This is a genomic window from Xylanibacter caecicola, assembly GCF_013166515.1.
Taxonomy (GTDB): Bacteria; Bacteroidota; Bacteroidia; order Bacteroidales; family Bacteroidaceae; genus Prevotella; species Prevotella caecicola.
Genome location: NZ_JABKKJ010000003.1, coordinates 1 through 22699, shown reverse-complemented (window position 1 = coordinate 22699; position 22699 = coordinate 1). Strand labels below are relative to the sequence as shown.

The following is a 22699-nucleotide window of genomic DNA, read 5'->3' as shown; positions in this document are numbered from 1 at the left end:
TTGCCATCGTTTTAAGTTTAAAACATAAAGAATAACAACATTTACATATTTATGGCTTATACACGCATGACGGCTGCCGAGGCTGCAGCCTTGATTAAAAACGGAGAAAACTTAGGTCTCAGCGGCTTCACACCGGCAGGTACGGCAAAGGCCGTGACAAAGGAACTGGCAAAGATAGCCGTTGCCGAACATGAGGCGGGACGCGAATTCAAGGTAGGTATCTTCACAGGAGCATCGACAGGTCAGAGCACCGACGGCGACCTCGCAAACGCACAGGCTATAAAATATCGTGCGCCATATACCACAAACCCTGACTTCCGAAAGCATGTCAACATGGGCGAGATCGCATACAACGACCTGCATCTGAGCCACATGGCGCAGGAGCTTCGCTACGGTTTCATGGGCGAAGTGGACTGGGCTATACTCGAAGTGTGCGACATAGAGGAAGGCGCGGATACCTGCAAGGCATATCTTACGGCAGCCGGCGGCATAAGTCCCACGGTGGCGCGCCTCGCCAAACACGTGATTTTGGAACTTAACTCATTCCACAGTCCGGCGGCAAAGTTCATACATGACGTGTACGAACCGCTCGACCCACCTTACCGCATGCCTATTCCAATCACCAAAGTCAACGACCGCATAGGCAAGCCTTACGTGGAAATAGACGCCAAGAAAATTGTAGGCGTTGTGGAATGCAACATACCCGACGAGGCAAGGGCGTTCAAAGACTCAGACCCCATAACGGATCAGATAGGACATAACGTTGCCGAATTCCTCGTGGCAGACATGCACCGCGGCATCATACCAAGCTCGTTCCTGCCGTTGCAGAGCGGCGTCGGAAGCACGGCAAACGCCATACTGGGTGCCCTCGGACATGACAAGAACGTGCCGGACTTCAACGTTTACACCGAAGTGCTGCAAGACAGCGTTGTCGGCATGATGCTCGAGGGACGCGTTAAGGATGCTTCGTCATGCTCACTGACCGTCTCCAACGAGTGTCTGAAGCAGATATACGACAACATGGACTACTTCAAGGATCACCTGACACTGCGCCAGAGCGAGATATCAAACTCTCCGGAGGTTATCCGCCGCTTGGGTGTAATAGCCATAAACACGGCTATCGAGGTGGATATATACGGCAACGCGAACTCTACGCACATAAGCGGAACGAAGATGATGAACGGCATCGGCGGCAGCGGCGACTTCGAACGCAACGCCTATATCAGCATCTTCACATGCCCGTCGGTGGCAAAGGGCGGAATGATAAGCTCTATCGTTCCCATGGTAAGCCATCATGATCACTCCGAACACGACGTGAACATCATCGCAACGGAGCAGGGCGTGGCAGACCTGAGGGGAAAGAGTCCTGAGGAAAGAGCACGCGAGATAATCGAGAAATGCGCTCACCCCGACTACAAGCAACTGCTTTGGGACTACCTGAAGATAACAAAGTCGGGACACACACGTCACTATCTGCCTGCCGCTTTCGCAATGCACGACACGCTGATGCGCAAGGGCGACATGCACTTGACAGACTTTGCGGAGTACATTAAGGAGTAGGTTAGGTTATAAGGTTTCAGGTTTGAGGTCTTAAGGTGAAAAATGTTAGGTTTTAAGTCTTGAGGTTTCAGGTCTTAAGATAAGATAATAGAGTAAGCCCGAAAGGGTCCAGCATAAAATGAGACATAACACCTTAAAACCTGATATCTCAAAACCTAAGAACCTAAAAAATATACATCGAAGCATAAATAAGAGAAAACAGCCGGTCAGGAAAATTCCTGCCGGCTGTTTTTACGTATATTAAATACAATCTCCCAGACACTTACCCTCACTCATGAACATACAAGTTCCAACCCAGATAGGTCTCTATCGCCTCGTTCAATACGTCTGCTACTTCGGCACGAACAAGCGCAACATGATGCTCGAAACCGTTCTTACAGATATACTTCATGAGTTTCTGAAGTTCAGGAACCTTTGTCACAACGATACATCCATCCATTCCGTACGGGTCGTCGGTAATCTTTCCCTCGCCAAGATAAGCCTTTATACAGCCTTTTGTATCATCGGTCGAGATGCGGAAGTATGTAAAGTCGCCGGCACTTACCTTTGCATAGACAGCCCCGAACGTGTTTATCTTGCCCAATGTGCGACCTAACACGCCCAGCGGACCAAGTTTCAGGTTGTCGTTGCCCACAAACGAGCGCGGGAAGTTGCCACAGTGGGTGCAAACGCACTTGTTTCTGTCCTCGGCAAAGTTGTTGTTCCAGTCGGCAAGAGCAGCCGGCTCGCCCGATGCAAGGGTGAGCGCAAGCATCGACACAGCACCCGCGATATCGGTCTCGCAGGCAGCGGGAATATTCTTGTCACTGAGCATGCTCATCGTCACACATGCCGCACAGCCGTAGTTCTGCTCAAGAGAGTCCCAGCACTGTATGGCAACCGCGTCAACCTGATTTGCCTCCACCCAACGCTCCACGGCAAGTCCGAACTTTGCCTGGAGCATGAGTTTCTCCTTGTACGACTCCGGCACAGAAGCATAGTTGCACACTTTCTCCATCTGTGCTGCCAGCTCCGGGTCGTCATCGGCAATGGCATTTGCTGCAAAGATAACCTCACTGAGGTCTGCCGGCACAACCGTTATGCCCGAAGCCTGTAACAGTTTCTCACTGGCACGGCATGTATTGAAGCCCAGCGGACGTGTACCTATCTGTCCGATGCGCGCATGTTTCAGTCCGTTTACCACTCGGCACACTGCTGCAAACTTGTCAATGTCCTTTGCCAGCAGGTCGGAATAGATTGAATATGTGTGCAGTGTGGTGTCCGTAAACGGTATTCCGTACTGATAAAGGTTGTTGCACACCGATATCTTGCCACAGAACGCATCGCGGCGACTGTCAAGATCCACCTTGTCATTCTCGTCGTCACAAGCCTGAACCATTACGGGCACGTTGAGATCCGCAACACTTATGGCATTGATAATTCCTATCTCGAAACCGAAGTTGGGCAGCGACACGATGATACCGTCTATGCGGTCGCGGTTCCGGCGGAACAGTTCCGCACACTTCAGCCCGTCCTCACGTGTCTCGATACTGCTGCTTCCTGTCGGCGTAGCGTCTTCGGGCAGGATCACATAGTCATATCCTCCCGCCTCAAGGGTTCTCAGAAGCTGTGCCCGCACATCGCGTGCCAGTTCCGAATTGAAATAAGCTCTTGTGCCTATGATGACACCGAAGCATTGTTTTTTATTGTTTTTCATAATGTATGATATTGTTTTGTTGTTTGTCTGTTGTTGTTTGTTTTAATTGGACAAATAGGTCTAATAAGACTAATAAGACCAATAAGGTAAAACCAGCTTTATTTCAAGAGCTGCTTCACTGCCTTGTGCCATCCCGCCACAAGCACATTCATCCGCTCCTCGTTGTCCTGTGCCTCAAGGCGCCACTTACCCTTGCGCAGGCGTGCCACCTCCTCGAACGAAGCCCATACCTTGCGCGAAAGACCGTTCATTATGACCGCACCGAGTGCCGAAGCCTCCTCAATGTCGGAACAGTTGACGGGAACGCGCAGACAATCTGCCTGAAACTGCATAAGCAACTTGTTCTTCGTAGGTCCACCGTCCACGCGTATCTCCTTCAGAGCAACACCCGCCTTCACTGTCATTGCCTTCACCAGATCGTTCACCTGATAGGCAATCGACTCGAGGGCAGCCCTCAGGAAGTGAGCGCGTGTGGTGCCGAGGGTAAGTCCGAAGACAGCTCCCTTAACCTCATCGTTCCACCATGGGGCGCCAAGACCTGCAAAGGCGGGAACAAGATACACTCCGCCGCTGTCGGCAACCGATGCAGCCTCTGCCTCAACATCAGCCGGCGAGCCAATCATCTTGAGCTGCTCTTCCAGCCATTTGAGCGTGGCACCGGTGCAATGAATGTTACCCTCAAAGGCATAGAACACTTTTCCACAGGCAGCCAGACCAATCGACGTAACCAGTCCGTCGGGAGCCGGCGAGGCATTCTCGCCGATGTTCACCATAACGGACGAACCGGTGCCGTAAGTAGCCTTGCCCAATCCTGCCTCAAAACACATCTGTCCCGTAAGCGCACCGTGCGAGTCGCCTATCACTCCGGCAATCTTTATCGGCTCGGCAAAGATGCCTCCGAGTGTCGTCTCGCCGAAAACACCGTCGCAAGGCAGCAGTTCCGGCAGCATGGTGCGCGGTATCGTAAAGATATCGAGCAGCTCGTCGTCCCACTGCATGGTATGTATGTTCATGAGCATGGTACGCGATGCGTTGGTATAGTCCGTCACATGGCTGCGACCTTCGCTTAGCTTCCACACCAGCCACGAGTCTATAGTACCCATGAGCAGCTCGCCCCGGTCAGCCCTGCGGCGTGCCCCGTCTACATTGTCGAGTATCCATTTGGCGCCGCTTGCCGAGAAGAACGGGTCTATGAGCAGTCCGCTTTTCTCCTGCACCACCTTGCCGTAGCCCTCGGCTTTCAGCCTGTTGCAAATATCAGCACCGCGCATGCACTGCCACACAACGGCATTGCACACCGGCTTGCCCGTCGCCTTGTCCCACACGACAACCGTCTCGCGCTGGTTTGTTATCGCAAGCGAGTATGTGTTTTCCGCCGGATTTTCGTCTTTCAACAGCTCTGCCGTTGCCTTAAGGACATTGGCGTAAATCTCCTCCGGGTCGTGTTCCACCCACCCGGGTTTGGGATAATACTGCTTATGGGCAACATTCACGCGCTTCAGCATCTCGCATTTGTCGGTGAAAAGCATCGCCTTTGTTGCCGATGTGCTCTGGTCTATCGCTATTATATAGTTCATGGTATTGTTGCTTTTATCATATATTTGGGGAGATAGGGGAAGATAAGGGGAGATAGAGGGAGATAGAAGACATCTGTCTTGTTGCAGGCGCATAAGCCGTTGTCCATTTATCTTCTGCGGCGCAAGCCGCATACCTTCTCATATCTTCTTTTATCTCCTTTTACCCAACATCACTTTCCCAAGAAGTCCAACGTGCTCTTCACTATGCCGTCGGCATCCAGTCCGTAGTGGGCGAAAATCTCCTTGTTGGTGCCATGAACGACATCTTCGTCGGGTATTCCGAGTATTCTCACGGGCACGGGATTTTCCGAAATAATCTCCGTAACCATTGCTCCGAGACCGCCGAACATGCTGTGCTCCTCGACAGTGACAATCCGTCCCGTGTCGGCAGCAGCCTTAAGCACGGCTTCCTTGTCGCACGGCTTCACCGACGACATGTCGAGCACGCGTGCGCCGACGCCTTTTTCCTTAAGCTCCCTGCCGGCCTGAAGAGCGTGCCAAACGGTTTCTCCGGCTGCTATTATCGTAACATCGCCACCGTCCATAAGCATGTTTGCCTTGCCAAGGCGGAACTCAAAGTCGTCGTTCTCATATACCTCGGGCACCGCCGCACGACCTACACGCACGTAAACAGGCTCGGGATAGTCTACAAGCAGCTCCACCAGCTTGCGTGTCTGCCGTGCGTCGCACGGCAAAACCACGTTCATGCCGGGGAATGTGCGCAGCGCAGCAATGTCATGCAGACTGTGGTGAGTAGCACCGAGGGCGCCGTATGCCACACCGCCGCTGACTCCCAATATCTTCACCGGATTGCGGCTGTATGCCAAGTCAACCTTCACCTGTTCCAGACTGCGTGCAACATAAAAGCACGCCGGTCCGCACACGAACACTTTCTTGCCGCTGTGTGCCAGTCCGGCAGATATACCCACGGCATCCTGCTCGGCTATTCCGCACTCCACAAACTGGTCGGGCAGCTGGTCGGCAAAGTCGCCCAGTGTCACCGAACCGCGCGCATCGGATGTCACGGCAACGATGTCCTTGTCTTTCTTTGCCAACTCCAACAATGTATCTGTAAAACTTTTTCTACATGCTATCATATCTTCCGTGTTTTTAAAGGTTGTCTATTCTTTCGGTTATCTCCTTCATCGCCGCCTCATACTGCTCCTGCGTGGGCACGCCGTGATGCCATTTGGCGATGTTCTCCATAAACGACACTCCCTTGCCCTTTGTCGTCTCGGACACCAGCAGGTGGGGTTTTCCGTTCGTATAATCTATGCTGTTGAAAGTGTCGATGATGCTCTGCATGTCGTCGCCGTTCATTGTCTTCACGTCCCAGCCGAAAGCCGACCACCTGTCGTGTATGTTGTCGATGCCCATCACATTCTCCGTATTGCCGCTTATCTGCAGGTGGTTGCGGTCTATTATGGCCACGAGGTTGTCCAGATGATACTGGTTTCCCGCCATCGCCGCCTCGTATATGGAGCCTTCGCCCTGCTCGCCGTCGCCCATCAGCACAACGGTCTTGTAACTCTTGCCGTCCATCTTGGCAGCTATCGCCATACCCACACCTATGGGCAGTCCATGACCCAACGCACCGGTGTTCACCTCTATGCCGCTCACCTCTATCGTGGGATGACCGGAGAGCACCGAACCATATTGTCCGAGGGTGTCGAGCACCTCTTTTTTCAGGAAGCCCTTAGACTCAAGTGTAACATAAAGAGCCTCAACACAGTGTCCCTTGCTGAGCACGAAACGGTCGCGGTCTGTGTTTTTCGGGTCCGCGGCATTTACATTCAGAATGTCAAAATACAGAGCCGTAAGCACGTTCAGGCACGAAAGGTCGCCACCGATGTGTCCTGCCTTGGCATTGTAGATAACTTCGATAAGCCGTCTGCGGTTGATTTCAGACTGCTTGATGAGTTCGTTTATTTTCATAATATCGTTCGTTTAATAATGTCTTACAAATTTAAAATAATTAAATAAAAAGACCAAAAAAAGCAGGTGTTAACCTGCCATATTAATTTTATTTAAAGATTTAGGACATGCCATCGGCAAACGGTTCAAAACGTCGCACCGCGCCATGTGCGCACCCCGAAAACGCAACATGTGGTCTTTCGGGTTCTAAAAGGTGGCATATAAGAGCCTGAAAGGACACCTTTTAGACGCCGAAAGGGCACCTTTTGAAATCTAAAAGATATCATTCTGATTATCAGGATGTTGCAGGAGTGTATAAAAAAGACAAAAGACACAACCGTTGAAGTTGTGTCCTTTGTCTTTCGGTGGGCCAACCAGGGCTTGAACCTGGGACCTCCAGATTATGAGTCTGTTGCTCTAACCAACTGAGCTATAAGCCCGGCTTTACCGTGATATGTGGTAAAGATTTCGGCTGCAAAGGTACATCTATTCGATGATATATCCAAATTTTTTTACAAGAAATGCATCAAATACACCATAAAAAAGATGTTTTTATGCAAAATATACGTTAAAATAGGGGTGTCAGAAACAATGTCAAGCCCTTTTTCGGCTCTTTTATATTAACTTTGCATTGCCCTTGGAAGAGGGAGAAAAAGAAGAGGATAAAATGAGATAAGAGGAAATATATGGGGAGATAGCAGGGAGATAAAAGACGTATGCCTTGTTGCAGGCGCACAGACATTTATCCCTTTATCTTCTGCGGCGCAAGCCGCATACCTCCTCCTGACTCCCCTTAACTCCTTATTTAAGGAGAAAATCCACATCATAAACATTATTATATATACATATCGGAAATGAATAAAGACATCGACAACACATCTGCCGATTTTAAAGGACTTACGTTCGCAGAAGCGGAACAAAGCCGTATGAAACACGGCGAAAACCGCATCACACCGGTAAAGAGGGCATCGTTATGGTCGCTCTATGCCGAAAAATACAAAGACCCCATAATAAGAATACTCATAGCCGCTGCCGCCATATCGCTGATACTGGCATTCATTGAGGGTGACTTCATGGAGACAATAGGCATATTCATCGCCATATTCCTCGCCACCACTATAGGTTTTTACTTCGAGACAGACGCCACGAGGAAGTTCAATGTGCTCACTGCCCTCGGTGAAGAAAGCCCGGTGAAAGTAATAAGGGATGGCAAGGTGACGACAATAGCGCGCAAGGACGTTGTCGTAGACGACATTGTGCTTATAGAAACAGGCGACGAGGTTCCTGCCGACGGCATCATCGTGAAAGCCGTAAGCCTCGACATCAACGAATCATCGCTTACAGGCGAGCCGATTGCACACAAGTCTGTCACCCCTGGCGACGGCAGCAAGGAGGCTGCCTATCCGTCGAACATGGTGCTTAGGGGGACACTGGTAATAGGAGGACGCGGCACATACCGTGTGAGCAAAGTGGGCGATGCAACCGAAATAGGCAGGCTGTCGCTCAGCAGCACGGAGATAACAAGTGTCAAGACACCGCTGAACATACAGTTGGAGAAACTGGCACGCCTGATAAGCAAGTTCGGACTGGCTCTTTCGGTGGCGGCTTTCGTGCTCTTCCTCGGTCACGACATCTTCACGGACGACGTGTGGAGAGGCACCGACTACTTCCGCATGGCACAGACGGTGATGAAATATTTCATGATGTCGGTAACCCTCATAGTGATGTCCGTGCCCGAAGGACTGCCCATGGCGGTAACGCTCAGCCTCGCTCTAAACATGCGGCGCATGCTGAAGAACAACAATCTTGTGCGTAAGCTGCACGCCTGCGAGACTATGGGAGCCGTAACGGTGATATGCACGGACAAGACAGGCACACTTACGGAAAACCGCATGAAGCTCACCGAAATAAGGGGTAATGGACTGCACATCGGTAGTGGCACCGACGGCGACAAGCAGAAAATGGATCTCCTTGCACGTGCAATGGCTGTCAACACCACTGCCGAAACGGACGACGGCAAGGGCATAGGGAACCCCACGGAAACGGCACTGCTGATATGGACGGACAGCATGGGATACGACTACAAGACGATAAGAAAAGACTGTCCGATAATATCCCAAATGCCTTTCTCAACCGAACGCAAGTATATGGCAACGCTTGCCGAAACACCGGCAGGCAGGATGCTTTTCGTAAAAGGCGCTCCGGAAATAGTAACAGGCTTCTGCGACATGGACACAGAGGAAAAGGAACAGGTCGATAAACAGCTCCGTACCTGGCAAAACCAGGCTATGCGCACACTCGCATTTGCATGCCGCGAGATACCGAAAGACCACACAGGCGACATAAAGGACTGCCTTCACGGAATGTCACTGCACGCCGTAACAGCCATAACCGACCCCATACGCCGCGATGTTCCGGAGGCTGTAGGCAAGTGCCGCGATGCCGGAATAGAGGTTAAGATAGTCACGGGAGACACGTCTGCCACAGCTGCCGAAATAGCAAGACTGATAGGAATAAACGTTAACGACAATAATGAGGGAAGTCTGATAACCGGTGCCGAGTTTGCCGCCTTGACGGATGAAGAGGCATACCGATGTGTAGAAAAACTTAAGGTGATGAGCCGCGCCCGCCCGGCAGACAAGCAGCGGTTGGTGGAAATATTGCAGAAACGCGGCGAAGTGGTTGCCGTAACGGGAGACGGAACAAACGATGCGCCGGCGCTGAACCATGCACATGTAGGTCTGTCGTTAGGTTCCGGCACAAGCGTGGCAAAAGAGGCGAGCGACATGACGCTGCTCGACGACTCGTTCAACAGCATCGTCACCGCGGTGATGTGGGGACGCTCGCTCTACAAGAACCTGCAGCGTTTCCTCTTCTTCCAGCTTGTTGTCAACGTGACAGCCCTGCTGATCGTTCTGGGAGGTTCTTTAATAGGTACCGAAATGCCACTGACCGTAACACAGATATTGTGGGTGAACATCATAATGGACACCTTCGCGGCAATGGCTCTTGCATCGCTTCCGCCCGAAGAGGCGGTGATGAAGGAAAAACCGCGCAGCCGCGACGAGTTCATCATCAGCCGGAAGATGTTCGGTACGGTACTAACCATCGGCTCACTGTTCTTCATCGTAATGTTTGCCATACTGATATGGTGTCTGCAAAGCGACCGTGAAATGCAACTGCACGAACTTACCATATTCTTCACAACATTCGTAATGTTGCAGTTCTGGAACCTTTTCAACGCCAAGACTCTTGGCACCTGTACTTCAGCATTGCGCGGACTGCGCCGCGACCACGGGCTTAATCTCGTGTTGCTGCTCATCTTAGGAGGTCAGTGGCTCATCGTCACGTTCGGCGGTGAGATGTTCCGCACGGAACCACTGTCGTTAACCGAATGGGCAGTCATAGTGCTTTCAACATCTTCGGTGCTGTGGATAGGAGAGATATTAAGGTGGAGAAGCAGAAGGAAAAGATTGGGAACAAAGGGATGAAGATTTGCTCCCGAACCATGAAACAAAGAAAATAAAAAAGGATGATACGAAACATCATATTCGACTTCGGCTGCGTTCTTGTCGACCTTGACAAACAACGGTGTGTCGAGGCGTTCCGAAAGATAGGGGCTGAAAGCATATCGGCATACGTTGACGAGTGCCGGCAGGAAGACCTCTTCCATGATCTCGAGACGGGAAAAACAGGCATCGGGGAGTTTTGCGACGAGGTCAGGCGCAAGGCTCCGGCATGCACGGCAGACAACGACACAATATGCAATGCATGGAACAGCCTGCTCGGGGGCATTCCGAAGAGGCGTATCGAAAAGCTTGTAAGCCTGAAAGAAAGATACAGGCTATTCGTTCTGAGTAATACCAACCCGATACACTGGAAGAAAGCGGCGGACGAATATTTCCCTATGGACGGCATGAACGTCGACAACTATTTTGAGAAAGTGTTCCTGTCGTACCGCATGCACCTTATAAAACCGGACACGGAGATATTTATCCGGACACTTGCCGAAGCGGGAATAAAAGCGGAAGAAACACTATTCATCGACGACTCCGCCGCCAATTGTCGCGCTGCCGCCACACTGGGTATCAGCACCATGCACGTGACCTGTGGCGACGAGTGGCTCGACAAAATATAAAATAACAAGGAAAACAACGATAATGAAAACATTATTCGTAAACGAAGATACGAGAAACGATGTCCCGTGTGTCGCCACCATAGGTTTTTTCGACGGAGTGCACCGCGGACACCGCTTTCTGACAGACACCGTGACAGCAGAGGCACGACGCACGGGAATGGCATCGATGGCAATAACCTTCGACCGACATCCGCGCACGGTGACAGGCAACGGATATAAGCCGCAGATGCTGAACACACCGTACGAGAAGCAGGAACTGCTGGTAGAGACGGGCATAGACATCTGTGCCGTACTGCCGTTCACAAAAGAAACGGCAGCGCTGTCTGCCCGTGAGTTCATGAAAAAGATACTGCACGACAGGCTGAACGTGAAGACACTGATAACGGGATATGACAACCGGTTCGGGCACAACCGTGCCGAAGGCTTCGACGACTACGTGAGATACGGTGCCGAAACGAGCATGGAGGTGCGCCGCGCAGAAGCGTTCGTGATGAACGGGGTCAATGTCAGCTCATCGGTGGTACGCGCATTCTTGTCCGAAGGCGAGGTGGAAATGGCTGCCCGCTGCCTCGGCTACAGATATAAGATTGCCGGGCACGTGGTGAACGGCATGCACCAGGGACGTCAAATGGGATTTCCCACGGCAAACATAGATGTTGCCGGAGAGGGAAAGATGATACCGGCAAACGGCGTGTATGCCGTAACCGTAAGCATAGAGGGCGTTGCCGGCATATTTGCAGGAATGATGAACATAGGCACGCGCCCCACTTTCGGTGGTGGAGACGTGTCGTTGGAGGTGAACATCTTCGGTTTCTCAGGCGACATATACGGCAGGAAAGTGGAGGTGGAGTTCGTGAAACGCATCCGCGGCGAACGCAGGTTTGCTTCTGCAGAGAAACTTCAGGAACAGCTGGAAGACGACCGCAGAAAAGTAATGGAACTGAATTTATAAGGAATAAGGATTATGAAAAAATCGCTGTTATATCTCTTTACATTCATCGCCCTGCAGTTTTTCCTGTCATGGACGGTATTTTCCGTATGGCTCGCCGTCGAGGGTTACAGTCCTGAAGATGTGCTTTTGATGTTTACCGGAAATGCCAAGCTGCCGAAAGACGCGGCGATGACGATACTCGCATCTGCCGTATACAGTGCCGCCACGCTGGGTGTATTCCTGTGGCGCAAGTGGAGCGTGGTGTCGCCGGCATATCTGCGCAGCAGACAATGGGGTGTTTTCTTCTGGACAGCAACGGCGGCAGTAGGAACAATTGTGCCGTCGGTATGGCTTCAGGAACAGCTTCCGCCACTGCCCGACACGATGAAAGACACGTTCGCCATGATTATGGAACACGACCTGGGATACTTTACGGTGTGCATCTTCGCACCCATCGTGGAGGAAATGGTGTTCCGCGGGGCTATTCTCCGTACACTTCTCAGCACGTTCAACCGCCACTGGTATGCCATTGTGGTGTCTGCATTGATATTCACCGTGGTGCATATCAATCCGGCACAAATGCCGCATGCCTTCCTCATAGGACTGCTGCTCGGCTGGATTTACTATCGCACGGGGAGCATACTGCCGGGCATATTGCTCCACTGGGTGAACAATACGGCTGCCTTTGCCGTGGTGCGTCTGTTCCCCGGAAAGGACGACATGTGGCTCATCGACCTTCTTGGCGGCGACCACAGGCGCGTTGTTCTCAGCCTGATATTCTCGCTCTTCATACTCCTGCCGTCGCTGTATCAACTCAACATGAGGATGAAACGATGAAACAGCACTTATATCTTTAACTTTCACTTGACAATTGAATTAACGAAGAGTTAACGCCCGTTGCAGATGTTAAAAACGCAACGGGCGTTGTTTTTTCACAGCGTTAAGAAATCCGACAATCATCATCCGCCGGCAGAGAGCACATCTCCCGCATTGCAAAAGGGCACCTTTCTGCCCCTAAAAGGTGCCCTTTTGCAGCCTGAAACGCCACCTTTTAGAAGTCAAAAGGTATCATCTTGATTATCAGGCAGTTGTAAAACAGAGTCATAGGAACCGTCTTATAGATCCTATAAGACCTATAAGTCCTATAAGCCCCATAAGATTTACAAAGAAAAAATTAACCCCTGCAATGTTAAAATTAAGCCTTGTTGCAGGCTTTTCACAATCGCCGTGAACCTCTTTTAACCAAGAAAAGTCCTTTGGTTAATAATGAAGAATAATGCCATGAATATACGTTAAAACTGCAGAAAGGAACATCATTATACTTATATTTGCAGCAGAAGGGACGGAAAGTGGCAACCACCGACATCTCATTCTTTAAAGAGCAATAACATATAAACACACGTGAATATGCTGAACTATTATCAACTTTTAAAATGTTTCATTATGACTTGTACAATCAACAGTTTCTGCACGGCAGACATCATGGCACAGACAATGCCCAAAGAGGGCAAGTTCGAACTGATAAAACTCCCTTACGCGGAAAATGCGCTGGAGCCTGTAATATCGCAGGAGACCGTCTCCCTGCACCACGGCAAACACTTGCAGACCTACGTGACCAACCTTAACAACGCCCTGACGGGCACTCCGCTCGAGGGTGCATCGCTTGAAGAGGTGGTGATGAAGTCGCAGGGAGGCGTGCTGAACAACGCCGGACAGACGCTTAACCACAACATGTATTTCATGCAGCTGTGCGCTCCATGCGACGACAACATGCCTTCGGGAAAGATTGCCGAGGCTATAGACCGCGACTTCGGGTCGTTCGAGGCTTTCAAAAAAGAGTTCACGCAAAAGGGCACAACACTATTCGGCTCGGGCTGGGTGTGGCTGTCGGCGGATAAAGACGGAAAACTTGTGATAACGCAGGAGTCCAATGCGGGCAACCCTATACGCAGCGGACTGCGCCCGCTGATGTGCTTCGACGTGTGGGAACATGCCTACTATGTTGACTACCGCAACCGTCGCGCCGAACATATCGACAATATCTGGAAGATAATCGACTGGAAAGTGGTGGAAAGAAGAATGGAGCATGGTAATTAAGAACGTGGAATTTAAGAATTAAGAGTTAAGAATTAAGAAAATATGCCTTGTTGGATATTAGTCTTATTAGGCTAATTAGACCAATTAGACCAATTGGTATTCCCGCCCAAGGCATATTTTCTTAATTCTTAACTCTTAATTCTTAATTAGCTTACTCTTAATTTCCCCACCTCTATTCTAAACGTCGTTCCCAAGCCAACTTCCGAGCTTTTCACGTATATATGCCCTTTATGGTATTCCTCCACAATGCGTTTGGCGAGCGAGAGACCAAGCCCCCACCCTCTTTTCTTTGTTGTGAAACCGGGTCTGAAAACGTTTCTTATATCCTTTTTTCTTATTCCCTTGCCCGTATCCGCCACCTCTACGACGGCACCGCCGCCCTCTTCAAACATGGTCAACGTTATGGTTCCGCTGCCCTCCATGGCGTCCACGGCGTTTTTGCAGAGATTTTCGACCACCCACTCAAAAAGCGATGCGTTGATGTTAACCACCACATCATGGGACGGACAGTTGCATATCATCTTTACGCGTGACGATGTACGGCGGTCCATATATTCCACCACGTGTTCCAACACCACGTTGAGACTGACGGGAACGACCTCCGGTTGAGAACCTATCTTTGAAAAACGCTCGGCTATGAGCTGCAGACGACGCACGTCCTTGCCCATATCCTGAACCAATGTATCATCAGGATAGGTTTCTTTTAGGATTTCTATCCATGCCATAAGACTGGATATCGGAGTGCCAAGCTGGTGCGCCGTTTCCTTTGACAGACCCACCCACACCTTGTTCTGCTCGGCTTTCTTTGACGTCAGAAGGGCAAAAATTGCCACAACAACGAACAGAAGAACAACACCGAGCTGCACATACGGATAGGTGGAAAGGCGCTTTAGCATCACCGAGTCGTCATAACACACACTGATATGTTCTGCCTGTGACGTGTCGCCAATGGCTATACTTATATGACGACCACCATTGTATAGCCGACGACCCATCGACGAGACAAATGCCATACTGTCTGCCTCGGTCTTCGCATCAATGTCTATATTGCGGTAGGTCTGTACATTTCCGTTGGAGTCGAGGACAATTACGGGAATGGTATTGTTCTCGTTTATCACCTTAAGCACAAGGTTAAGGTCTGCCGTCTCGTCTGCCATGCTAAGCGAACGCATCGCCTCCGCCCACACCTCCATCTTGCCGTGCTCTTCCTCTGCGAGGTCCTTTACAAGGATATCCGACACGACGAGAGATGCCACGGCTATGATTACGGCTGCCATGACAAGGAGTATTTTAACCTGACGTATTCTGTCTGTCCACTGCATATACTATAAAAACGCCCTTATGAGAATAATATTGCACGGGCAAGGATGCACGTGTCAATGCTCCTGACTGTCGGGAAGAGGTGTGCCGCACTCTTCGTGCATCATCAGGGAAAGCAGGTATGAAGCGTTGAGATTGCGCACCACGCCACGGTGCAGCTTGTATGTGTACCTGATGTCCGCGCCCCGCTCAATCTCGAAACAATAGTTGCGGTACACGTCGGGCTGTTCGGTTTCAAGGGCGGAAAGCCCAATGTCGTGGGTGGCAATCACAGCGGAGACGGGATAGCGGGCTATTTCGCGGAGGAAAAACGCCGATCCGCTGAGCTTGTCCTGCGAGTTGGTGCCTTTCAGTATTTCGTCGAGGATGATGAAAGTGAACGAGTGAGCCTTTACATGGCGTACCAGCCGGCGGAGCCGCAGTATCTCTGCCTTGAAATAAGAAATGTCGCGCGTAAGGTCGTCGGATGTGCGCATGCCGGAAAAAAGCGACACTATGGAGAAACGGAACGAGCGGGCACAAACGGGAACACCGTTGCAGGCAAGGACGTATGCCACACCGAGCGTGCGCAGAAAGGTGCTCTTTCCAGCCATATTGGCACCTGTTATGATTGCCACATTGTTTTTCTTAAGAGTGAAATCGTTCGTCACCGCCTTGTCATGAGACAAGAAAGGATGATACACTCCGGAGGCTTCCAAAAGCAGGTCGCTGTCCGCAGGCAATATCTCTGCAGGCACATTGTCGGGACTGTTGAAAGCGTATGTGGCAAGACTGACAAGGGCATCGGTCTCGGCAACGGCATTCACCCAACGCTCCATGTATCCGGCATATCTTCCGCTCCATGCCCTGAAACGGCGGACGAGCATGGCATCGAAGAGCATAATGCCGTTGAAGAGAATGTAAATGACAACGTTATTGCGCCAGTCGAACATCTTCAGTATTCCCGAAAGACGACGGAACGCCTCCATGCTGTTGCTCTCACCGTCAAAAAGGTCTGCCTTAACGCGCGTAAGGAAAGATGAACGGAAAGGGGCATCGTGTATGTCGTCCAATATGGAAACATATTTCCGGCACCCGGCATAAAGACGTTCCACGCCCATAACCTTTTTCTTCATAAGTCCGGACAGACATCCGGCAAGACACAACTGGACTGTAAAAACCATGAAAAAGACCGCAAACGGCAACACTCCCGCCACACCAAGCACAAATGAAACGGCGGCAAGCGCCGTTGTGAAATATGGCAACGGAGTATCTATGACCATGCGCCGGACAAAACCGTAGTCCGTCTCCCGGTTTACGGGAAAGCCCTTTTCTCCTACCGGAAGATTTGAAAGAAAACGGATGCGCCAGTCCGTCATGTCCTTAAGTTCGGCTATTGCTTCCTGCCGTTCCAATATATAATCCCTGTCTTCGCCCGGACGAGAGAGCATGGTGGCAAGCCTGTCGGCACCCGGACGTGTGACCGTGTGGTTGAGACGGTTGAAAAGCGAGCCTGCGCCAAAGATGTCGAGGTCGTAAGAATACTCATGATCGGCGTTCACATACTCCGCCCCGTCGGCAAAGGGGGTGAAATCGCCATTAAGATAAGACAGTTCTCCGTCGCAGACCTTAATCATCCGCTCCAACCTGTCGATACGTTCACGACAACGGTGGTCGAGCACGCAAACGGCAATATAAAGGGCAAAGCCCGCGGCAGCAAGCCACCATGCCAAGACGAAAGAAGCTGTGACGGCGCAATAAACCTGCCACGATGCGAAGGCGAACAAAACGAGTTTGGCATATACATATCTGCGACTGACACGTCGAAGCCCTTCTTCCGTGCTTCTTAGAGACCTTATTTTCTCCTTATATAGACCGTATATCATAAAACGTTTGAGTATTCTTATATAAGTGACAAATATACGAATTTATCATTATATATCTCTCACGGTGATTTAAAAAAAACGTAACAGAATGACAATAAAAAAGAAACGGCAGACAAGAATGAAATCCCGCCACGCCGTTCCGGATGTTTATGAGCAATTATACTGATTTATTTGACAGTATCCGCCGGGGCAACTTCCTGAGCAGGTTCCGCCGGAGCAGGCTCTGAAGTCTTGTCTTCGTCACTTTGTACTATTGTCGTGTCTACTGCTATAGAGTCGTTAAGGCTGCTGTTTGAAGTGCCGTTTGAACTGTTTGCGAATACACCGCTTACCGATACCAATGTCAAAAACGCTACTGCAAATACTGAAAACTTCTTCATAATTCTTTCTCCTTCTAATGATTAATGAAATTCTGTAATAATAAGAAATGTTATTTTAAACTACCGTTCCGCAATTATTTAACCGTGTCTGCGGGGGCAACTTCCTGAGCAGGTTCTGCCGGAGCAGGCTCTGACGTCTTGTCTTCGTCGCTTTGTACTATTGTCGTGTCTACTGCTATAGAGTCGTTAAGGCTGCTGTTTGAAGTGCCGTTCGAACTGTTTGCGAATACACCGCTTACCGATACCAATGTCAAAAACGCTACTGCAAATACTGAAAACTTCTTCATAATTCTTTCTCCTTTAATGATTAGTAATAATGTTGTCTCACCTAAATAAAGACAATAGGCGTGCCAAAAAACAAGTTTTTTTCGTAAGCATCTGATTATAAAGAAGATAATAAAAAACACACTTTCACGCCATGTGTGGAAAGTGTGGAACGGGTGTGGAATTATTCCACAGAATGTTGTGGAACGTATGTGGAAACTTATACGACTTGCTTGTGGACTTTACGTCATATATCCATGCCGAAACGGGCAAGTTTGTTGTAAAGAGTCTTGCGGTCTATGCCGAGCAGCTGTGCAGTCCTGGTCTTATTGCCTCCGGTGGCACGAAGGGCGGCTTTTATCTGTTCTATCTCCGTTGACTCGCTGTGCAACGGACGGATTTCCGGCTCTACCGGACGGATGGACTGTCGCAGGTCTTCTGGGCAGATGTATCGTCCGCCCGCGAGAAGTGCCGCACGGCGGACCACGTTTTTAAGCTCGCGCAAATTGCCGGGCCATGTGTGACGTGCCATCATCTCGGCAGCCTTGGCGTCAAAACCGAGGATGTCGCGCTCCAATTCGGCATTTGCCTGCTTAAGAAAATAATCGGCAAAGAGAAAAAGATCCTTGCCGCGGTCTTTCAACTCGGGCATGTATATTGTAAATTCGCTTATGCGATGGTACAGATCCTCGCGGAAATCACCCCGCACCACGGCTTCGGCAAGATTTTCATTGGTCGCACACACAAGGCGTATGTCCACATCGGTCTCCTTCGTGGTGCCGACCGGACGGACCCTATGTTCCTGAATGGCACGCAACAACTGCACCTGTACCTCATAGCCGAGGTTTCCGACCTCGTCGAGAAACAGCGTACCCCCGTCTGCTTCGACAAAAGCTCCTTTCTTGTCCTCGACAGCGCCGGTGAATGCTCCCTTGACATATCCGAAAAATTCGGATGCCGACACTTCTCTCGAAACCGAGCCGCAGTCTATTGCCACAAACGGACGTGCAGCACGCTTGCTGCGCTCATGGATAAGTCGTGCCACATGTTCCTTTCCCGTTCCACTGGCGCCAAGAATAAGTACGGACATCATTGTCGGCGCCACGAGAGAAACATGGTCGTAGAGGCGTGAGGCGGCATCGCTCGTGCCTTCCATATACTGCAGTCCGGGACGGGAAGGCTGCACGGGCTTTGAACAGACCGGAACCGACGCCGGAGCTGACGCAATGGCATCGCCGATCTTCTGCAACAATATGTCGGGCTGCACGGGCTTTGATATATAGTCGCTTGCTCCTGACTTCATTGCCAGCACGGCATTTTGAACCTCGGCATAGTTGGTCATCACTATAAACGGTATGTCAAACCCGTTATCGCGCATCCATCGGAGCAGTTCCAGACCGTCACGACCCGGCAGACGAAGATCTGACAGCACAAGATCGAAACCATTGCCGCCCTGCATCATCTTCATGGCATGCGCCACATCGCCGGTTCTGTCAACACTAAATCCCTTCTTGCCGAGAAACGTCTGCAACATGGTGGCAAACGTAAGGTCGTCTTCAACCAAGAGTATACGTGCATTTTTCATGTCGGTACATAAATATATATTGTTGCAAAGGTAATCCTTTTGAAAACCACAGGCACTGACATTTTATCTTTTTTTGGGTTACTTAACATCTGGTTGTAAACATGGCATTTTACAGGAAACGGTATTCTGCTTTCTAAAAGGCGGTCTTTCAACTTCCAATATGTCGTCTTTCAGGCTCTAAAAGGGTGCCTTTTAAAAGACAAAAGGTATCATCTTGATTTTCAAACGGTTACAAAAAAGTAAAATAAAGGATTATCGGACATGTGAAATATAACAAGTCTGATAACGGAAAAACGTGTATCAACCGGTGTCTAAACATCATCGAGCAGCGCAGCGGTATGTTCCAGTTCTGACAGCACAAGACGACACATTCCGTCCATATCCGACGGCATAGAAGGCTCATGGCGCACATCTGCGAGGCGACGGAGCAACGGTACAGCTGGCGACTGTATCATCGTAAAGACCGGAATAAGTTTATGGGCAAGAGCCGGAATGTCCGAGAAATCGGAATTTTCGACAGCACGACGAAACATCGAGATGTGCTCTGCCGTGTCTTCGCGGAAACGGCAAAGAATTTCGCGCTCGGCATCGGGGTCTCCGGCGGCAAAAGCTGTAAGGGCTGAAAAGGGTGACGAAACGGCGGACGGAACGGACGCATCGCCGGCGGACGGAACGGCACCGGTTATTCGGGTGATGACCTTGGAAAGATGAACGGTCGTGAAGGGTTTGAAAAGGCACGAAGCAAAGCCTGCTTCCTCAAAGTGAGAAAGGGCAAGGGCATCGTGTGCCGTCATGGCTACAACCGGCATGGAGGGATTTCCTATTCGCTTTATAATCTCGAAACCGTTCATGGCGGGCATCTCTATATCGGTGAAAACTATATCATATGAATTCTCGCGCAAGTGGGCAAACATGTCTTCTATACGACTGCAGAGAGTCGCGTGCCATTGTCCTCCGCCTACAGACGCTATCATATCGCCGATGAGTCGGAGCTGCATGGCATCATCGTCTATGACAAGAATGTGCAGTTCTTTTGTGCTGCCGGCAACAGGTGCTTCACTCTCTGCCGGTTCGTTGTCGGAAGATGCCTCACATGGAGGCGAAAGGGGCAATTCCACAAAGAACGTCGTACCGCTGCCACGGACAGAACTCAAACGGACGGAACCTCCAAGAAGGTCGGTAAGTTCGCGCGTGATTGACAATCCCAAGCCGACACCTTCTATACCTTGGGCACCGGGAAGACGCGTAAAGGCATCGAAAACACGGCGGCTTTCATCCTCAGTCATACCCATGCCGGTATCGGCAACCGAGAACTTCAGCATATTGTCTGTCACCTCCGCCGTTATCTCCACACTGCCCTCGGATGTATATTTTATGGCATTTCCAATAAGATTTTCGGCAATCTGGCGTATGCGGAAGGCGTCGGCACAGAAAAGCAATGACGGCTCAGACCGATAGCTATAGTGCAAGGCAAGACCTTTGGCAACTGCACGGGGACGAAAACTGTCCGTACAGTCACTCAACAGGCGGAACGGAGAGAACGTCACGGGGGTAACGGTAATACGCCGGTTCTCAAGGGCATGATAGTCATGCAAAGCCCCCACGAGCTGCAACAGATGTGCCGCCGAACTGCGGATGCTTGAAATATATTCCGCCGGTTTGCCACCGTGTATATATGCCTTGAGCATCTCCACAAATCCCGAAATAGATGCCACGGGCGACTTTATGTCGTGTGTTATTGTGAGAAGCAGACGCTCACGTTGCTCAAGAAGGTTCTCCGCACGTGTACGTGCTTGTTCAAGATGCTCTTTATAACGGTTGCCACGACGGATGTCGCGCAGGATGAAAAAAAGGAATGCGACCGCCAGCAGTACCGCCAAGGCAGCAAGCACACTGACGCTTAGTATCACATCGGAACGACGGGCTGCATCAGAGACTGATGTATTAATGAGCCATTGCTGTTCGGCTTTATTGATATTGTCGAGCAAAAGACGCATGCGCCCTGCAAGTTCGGCACCGGCACGGCGCAGTTCCTGCCCCTTCTCGTTATAACGGTTCCGACGTACGGTGCGACGGACATCATTCTTGCGCTGTATATCGGAAAGGACATGGGCAACGGTGTCACCAACGTTGAGCGTCCGGTTTACGGTATCGCCAGTCGTGACATCGGTATGCGTAAGCACGGCTGTAGTGTCGGACTTGGGACGACGGAAAGCATCAGCGAGACGATTGATAAACTTGCGGCTCGTCTTCTCTACAACGTATGTGGTCTTCTTCTCCCTGTTTACATTTTCTGTACTATGATGTATAACCACCGAATCTTCTCCACTGCGCAACATCTCGAGCTTTTCCTCATAGAGATCCTTAATATTTCTGGAATCCATAAGACGGAGAAGCTGTATCGTATTCATATATTTCTCGTCGAGAAGAGTCTTAAGTGAGTCGGTACGGGCTTTCTGCCGCGAGTCGCTGACAAGAAGTTTGAGACTGTCGGCGGTTGACTTGGCAGATCTCAATGCCCGTTCGTAATCATTCATGACACTGTCATTTCCCATAAGAATCATCTTTTCAAGATGTTCAACCTCAAGCACACCGAACATAAAATGATTGGTAACCTCGGACCGAAGTGAAACATACCGCTCCACATCAGACAAACGTATGGCAGAGCGTACATAACGGTAAATGAAGAAAGAAGCCGCACATAGAATACAAAGAACAAGCGCATAGCCTACAGCGACTTTAACGGACACACTGAATCTCTTCATCATAATGATATTTGCAACGGGATAATATTAGTGCAAATATAAATAATGATACATGTTCCGCAATCATCAATACCGTATAACTCGTCGATTTTTACATTTATTTATGACAAGAAAGACATTCTAAAAGCATTTGGCGCAAAGTCCGAGAGACATACAAAAAAACACCAAGGAACTTATAAAGAACATAACATAAAGATACAGAGAACTTACCCTCCATCCACCGTGAAGAATACGATAGAAAGCCATGACTCGTTGTTTGGCAGCCGGATGAAGCCCCCAAATATTATCCTTGCCTTTGAAATTCCTTAAAATGAGCAAAAAGGAGAATAAGAAATATGCAGAAAAACAGTACTTTTGGAAAGAAACAGAGACCGAAAAGAAAGATAAAAGTTATAAGAAAGAAGAGAATAGAAGTACGGACATGAATACAATACATGTCTTTTCAGTATCCCAGTGTACAGATACATATACCCAAAAAAGAATCCGTCCCGGAAACCTCCTGCCGTGGAAGTGTCCGGGACGGAAATCAAAGAAGGCGGCTACCTACTCTCCCGCATTGCATTGCAGTACCATCGGCGCGGGCGGGCTTAACTGCTCTGTTCGGAAT

General features: G+C 50.1%; 16 protein-coding genes, 1 tRNA gene and 1 rRNA gene. 6 read left to right on the top strand and 12 right to left on the bottom strand.

Annotation, left to right across the window (positions count from 1 at the left end; genetic code table 11):
- The first annotated feature begins 51 nt into the window (after nucleotides 1–51).
- Complete coding sequence (locus HPS54_RS02875) at nucleotides 52–1560, top strand: butyryl-CoA:acetate CoA transferase (protein ID WP_172343973.1); 1509 nt, start codon at nucleotides 52–54, stop codon at nucleotides 1558–1560.
- A gap of 268 nt (nucleotides 1561–1828) precedes the next feature.
- Here HPS54_RS02875 and HPS54_RS02870 read toward each other — a convergent pair whose 3' ends face one another.
- The 5 genes from HPS54_RS02870 to HPS54_RS02850 form a co-directional block, all read right to left on the bottom strand.
- On the bottom strand, nucleotides 1829–3256 hold the full coding sequence (locus HPS54_RS02870; protein ID WP_172343972.1) for an L-fucose/L-arabinose isomerase family protein: 1428 nt from the start codon (nucleotides 3254–3256) through the stop codon (nucleotides 1829–1831).
- Between the two features lie 98 nt (nucleotides 3257–3354).
- The gene (locus HPS54_RS02865) at nucleotides 3355–4833 is read right to left on the bottom strand and encodes an FGGY family carbohydrate kinase (RefSeq protein WP_172343971.1); all 1479 of its coding nucleotides are present in this window, start codon (nucleotides 4831–4833) and stop codon (nucleotides 3355–3357) included.
- Nucleotides 4834–5003: 170 nt separating this feature from the next.
- A complete protein-coding gene (locus HPS54_RS02860; protein ID WP_172343970.1) occupies nucleotides 5004–5930 on the bottom strand; it encodes a transketolase family protein in 927 nt (308 codons plus the stop codon).
- A 13-nt stretch (nucleotides 5931–5943) separates the two neighbouring features.
- Nucleotides 5944–6768, bottom strand: coding sequence for a transketolase (locus HPS54_RS02855; RefSeq protein ID WP_172343969.1), 825 nt, complete (start codon nucleotides 6766–6768; stop codon nucleotides 5944–5946).
- Between the two features lie 345 nt (nucleotides 6769–7113).
- Nucleotides 7114–7187: transfer RNA gene (locus tag HPS54_RS02850), tRNA-Ile, on the bottom strand.
- A 414-nt stretch (nucleotides 7188–7601) separates the two neighbouring features.
- Between HPS54_RS02850 and HPS54_RS02845 the strand changes: the two genes are divergently transcribed.
- The 5 genes from HPS54_RS02845 to HPS54_RS02825 all read left to right on the top strand — a co-directional run bounded on the left by HPS54_RS02845 (nucleotide 7602) and on the right by HPS54_RS02825 (nucleotide 13913).
- Nucleotides 7602–10238 carry a calcium-translocating P-type ATPase, PMCA-type gene (locus HPS54_RS02845; RefSeq protein ID WP_172343968.1) on the top strand — a complete coding sequence of 879 codons (2637 nt, stop codon included), beginning with the start codon at nucleotides 7602–7604 and terminating at the stop codon, nucleotides 10236–10238.
- A 41-nt stretch (nucleotides 10239–10279) separates the two neighbouring features.
- Nucleotides 10280–10885, top strand: a complete 606-nt coding sequence (locus HPS54_RS02840; RefSeq protein ID WP_172343967.1) for an HAD family hydrolase — start codon at nucleotides 10280–10282, stop codon at nucleotides 10883–10885.
- A 22-nt stretch (nucleotides 10886–10907) separates the two neighbouring features.
- Nucleotides 10908–11837, top strand: coding sequence for a riboflavin biosynthesis protein RibF (gene ribF / locus HPS54_RS02835; protein ID WP_172343966.1), 930 nt, complete (start codon nucleotides 10908–10910; stop codon nucleotides 11835–11837).
- Nucleotides 11838–11849: 12 nt separating this feature from the next.
- On the top strand, nucleotides 11850–12653 hold the full coding sequence (locus HPS54_RS02830; protein WP_172343965.1) for a CPBP family intramembrane glutamic endopeptidase: 804 nt from the start codon (nucleotides 11850–11852) through the stop codon (nucleotides 12651–12653).
- Nucleotides 12654–13298: 645 nt separating this feature from the next.
- Entirely contained in the window at nucleotides 13299–13913 is a 615-nt protein-coding gene (locus tag HPS54_RS02825; RefSeq protein WP_172344104.1) for a superoxide dismutase, read from the top strand.
- A gap of 146 nt (nucleotides 13914–14059) precedes the next feature.
- On the opposite strand, the gene HPS54_RS02820 is transcribed toward HPS54_RS02825, so the two are convergent.
- The 7 genes from HPS54_RS02820 to rrf form a co-directional block, all read right to left on the bottom strand.
- On the bottom strand, nucleotides 14060–15235 hold the full coding sequence (locus HPS54_RS02820) for a sensor histidine kinase (RefSeq protein ID WP_172343964.1): 1176 nt from the start codon (nucleotides 15233–15235) through the stop codon (nucleotides 14060–14062).
- 54 nt (nucleotides 15236–15289) lie between these two features.
- Nucleotides 15290–17098: a MutS-related protein gene (locus HPS54_RS02815; RefSeq protein ID WP_172343963.1), complete on the bottom strand. Its 1809-nt coding sequence runs from the start codon at nucleotides 17096–17098 to the stop codon at nucleotides 15290–15292.
- A 167-nt stretch (nucleotides 17099–17265) separates the two neighbouring features.
- The gene (locus tag HPS54_RS02810; RefSeq protein ID WP_172343962.1) at nucleotides 17266–17478 is read right to left on the bottom strand and encodes a hypothetical protein; all 213 of its coding nucleotides are present in this window, start codon (nucleotides 17476–17478) and stop codon (nucleotides 17266–17268) included.
- A 74-nt stretch (nucleotides 17479–17552) separates the two neighbouring features.
- Nucleotides 17553–17765 carry a hypothetical protein gene (locus HPS54_RS02805; RefSeq protein ID WP_172343962.1) on the bottom strand — a complete coding sequence of 71 codons (213 nt, stop codon included), beginning with the start codon at nucleotides 17763–17765 and terminating at the stop codon, nucleotides 17553–17555.
- 224 nt (nucleotides 17766–17989) lie between these two features.
- The gene (locus tag HPS54_RS02800; RefSeq protein ID WP_172343961.1) at nucleotides 17990–19327 is read right to left on the bottom strand and encodes a sigma-54-dependent transcriptional regulator; all 1338 of its coding nucleotides are present in this window, start codon (nucleotides 19325–19327) and stop codon (nucleotides 17990–17992) included.
- A 311-nt stretch (nucleotides 19328–19638) separates the two neighbouring features.
- Nucleotides 19639–22095, bottom strand: a complete 2457-nt coding sequence (locus tag HPS54_RS02795) for an ATP-binding protein (RefSeq protein WP_172343960.1) — start codon at nucleotides 22093–22095, stop codon at nucleotides 19639–19641.
- 527 nt (nucleotides 22096–22622) lie between these two features.
- Nucleotides 22623–22699, bottom strand: a 5S ribosomal RNA gene (gene rrf / locus HPS54_RS13055); the annotation flags it as partial.

Excerpts from the sequence above, each read along its gene's own strand:
- HPS54_RS02875 (WP_172343973.1), top strand. The coding sequence starts at position 52 with ATGGCTTATACACGCATGACGGCTGCCGAGGCTGCAGCCTTGATTAAA.
- HPS54_RS02870 (WP_172343972.1), bottom strand. The coding sequence starts at position 3,256 with ATGAAAAACAATAAAAAACAATGCTTCGGTGTCATCATAGGCACAAGA.
- HPS54_RS02865 (WP_172343971.1), bottom strand. The coding sequence starts at position 4,833 with ATGAACTATATAATAGCGATAGACCAGAGCACATCGGCAACAAAGGCG.
- HPS54_RS02860 (WP_172343970.1), bottom strand. The coding sequence starts at position 5,930 with ATGATAGCATGTAGAAAAAGTTTTACAGATACATTGTTGGAGTTGGCA.
- HPS54_RS02855 (WP_172343969.1), bottom strand. The coding sequence starts at position 6,768 with ATGAAAATAAACGAACTCATCAAGCAGTCTGAAATCAACCGCAGACGG.
- HPS54_RS02845 (WP_172343968.1), top strand. The coding sequence starts at position 7,602 with ATGAATAAAGACATCGACAACACATCTGCCGATTTTAAAGGACTTACG.
- HPS54_RS02840 (WP_172343967.1), top strand. The coding sequence starts at position 10,280 with ATGATACGAAACATCATATTCGACTTCGGCTGCGTTCTTGTCGACCTT.
- ribF (WP_172343966.1), top strand. The coding sequence starts at position 10,908 with ATGAAAACATTATTCGTAAACGAAGATACGAGAAACGATGTCCCGTGT.
- HPS54_RS02830 (WP_172343965.1), top strand. The coding sequence starts at position 11,850 with ATGAAAAAATCGCTGTTATATCTCTTTACATTCATCGCCCTGCAGTTT.
- HPS54_RS02825 (WP_172344104.1), top strand. The coding sequence starts at position 13,299 with ATGGCACAGACAATGCCCAAAGAGGGCAAGTTCGAACTGATAAAACTC.
- HPS54_RS02820 (WP_172343964.1), bottom strand. The coding sequence starts at position 15,235 with ATGCAGTGGACAGACAGAATACGTCAGGTTAAAATACTCCTTGTCATG.
- HPS54_RS02815 (WP_172343963.1), bottom strand. The coding sequence starts at position 17,098 with ATGATATACGGTCTATATAAGGAGAAAATAAGGTCTCTAAGAAGCACG.
- HPS54_RS02810 (WP_172343962.1), bottom strand. The coding sequence starts at position 17,478 with ATGAAGAAGTTTTCAGTATTTGCAGTAGCGTTTTTGACATTGGTATCG.
- HPS54_RS02805 (WP_172343962.1), bottom strand. The coding sequence starts at position 17,765 with ATGAAGAAGTTTTCAGTATTTGCAGTAGCGTTTTTGACATTGGTATCG.
- HPS54_RS02800 (WP_172343961.1), bottom strand. The coding sequence starts at position 19,327 with ATGAAAAATGCACGTATACTCTTGGTTGAAGACGACCTTACGTTTGCC.
- HPS54_RS02795 (WP_172343960.1), bottom strand. The coding sequence starts at position 22,095 with ATGATGAAGAGATTCAGTGTGTCCGTTAAAGTCGCTGTAGGCTATGCG.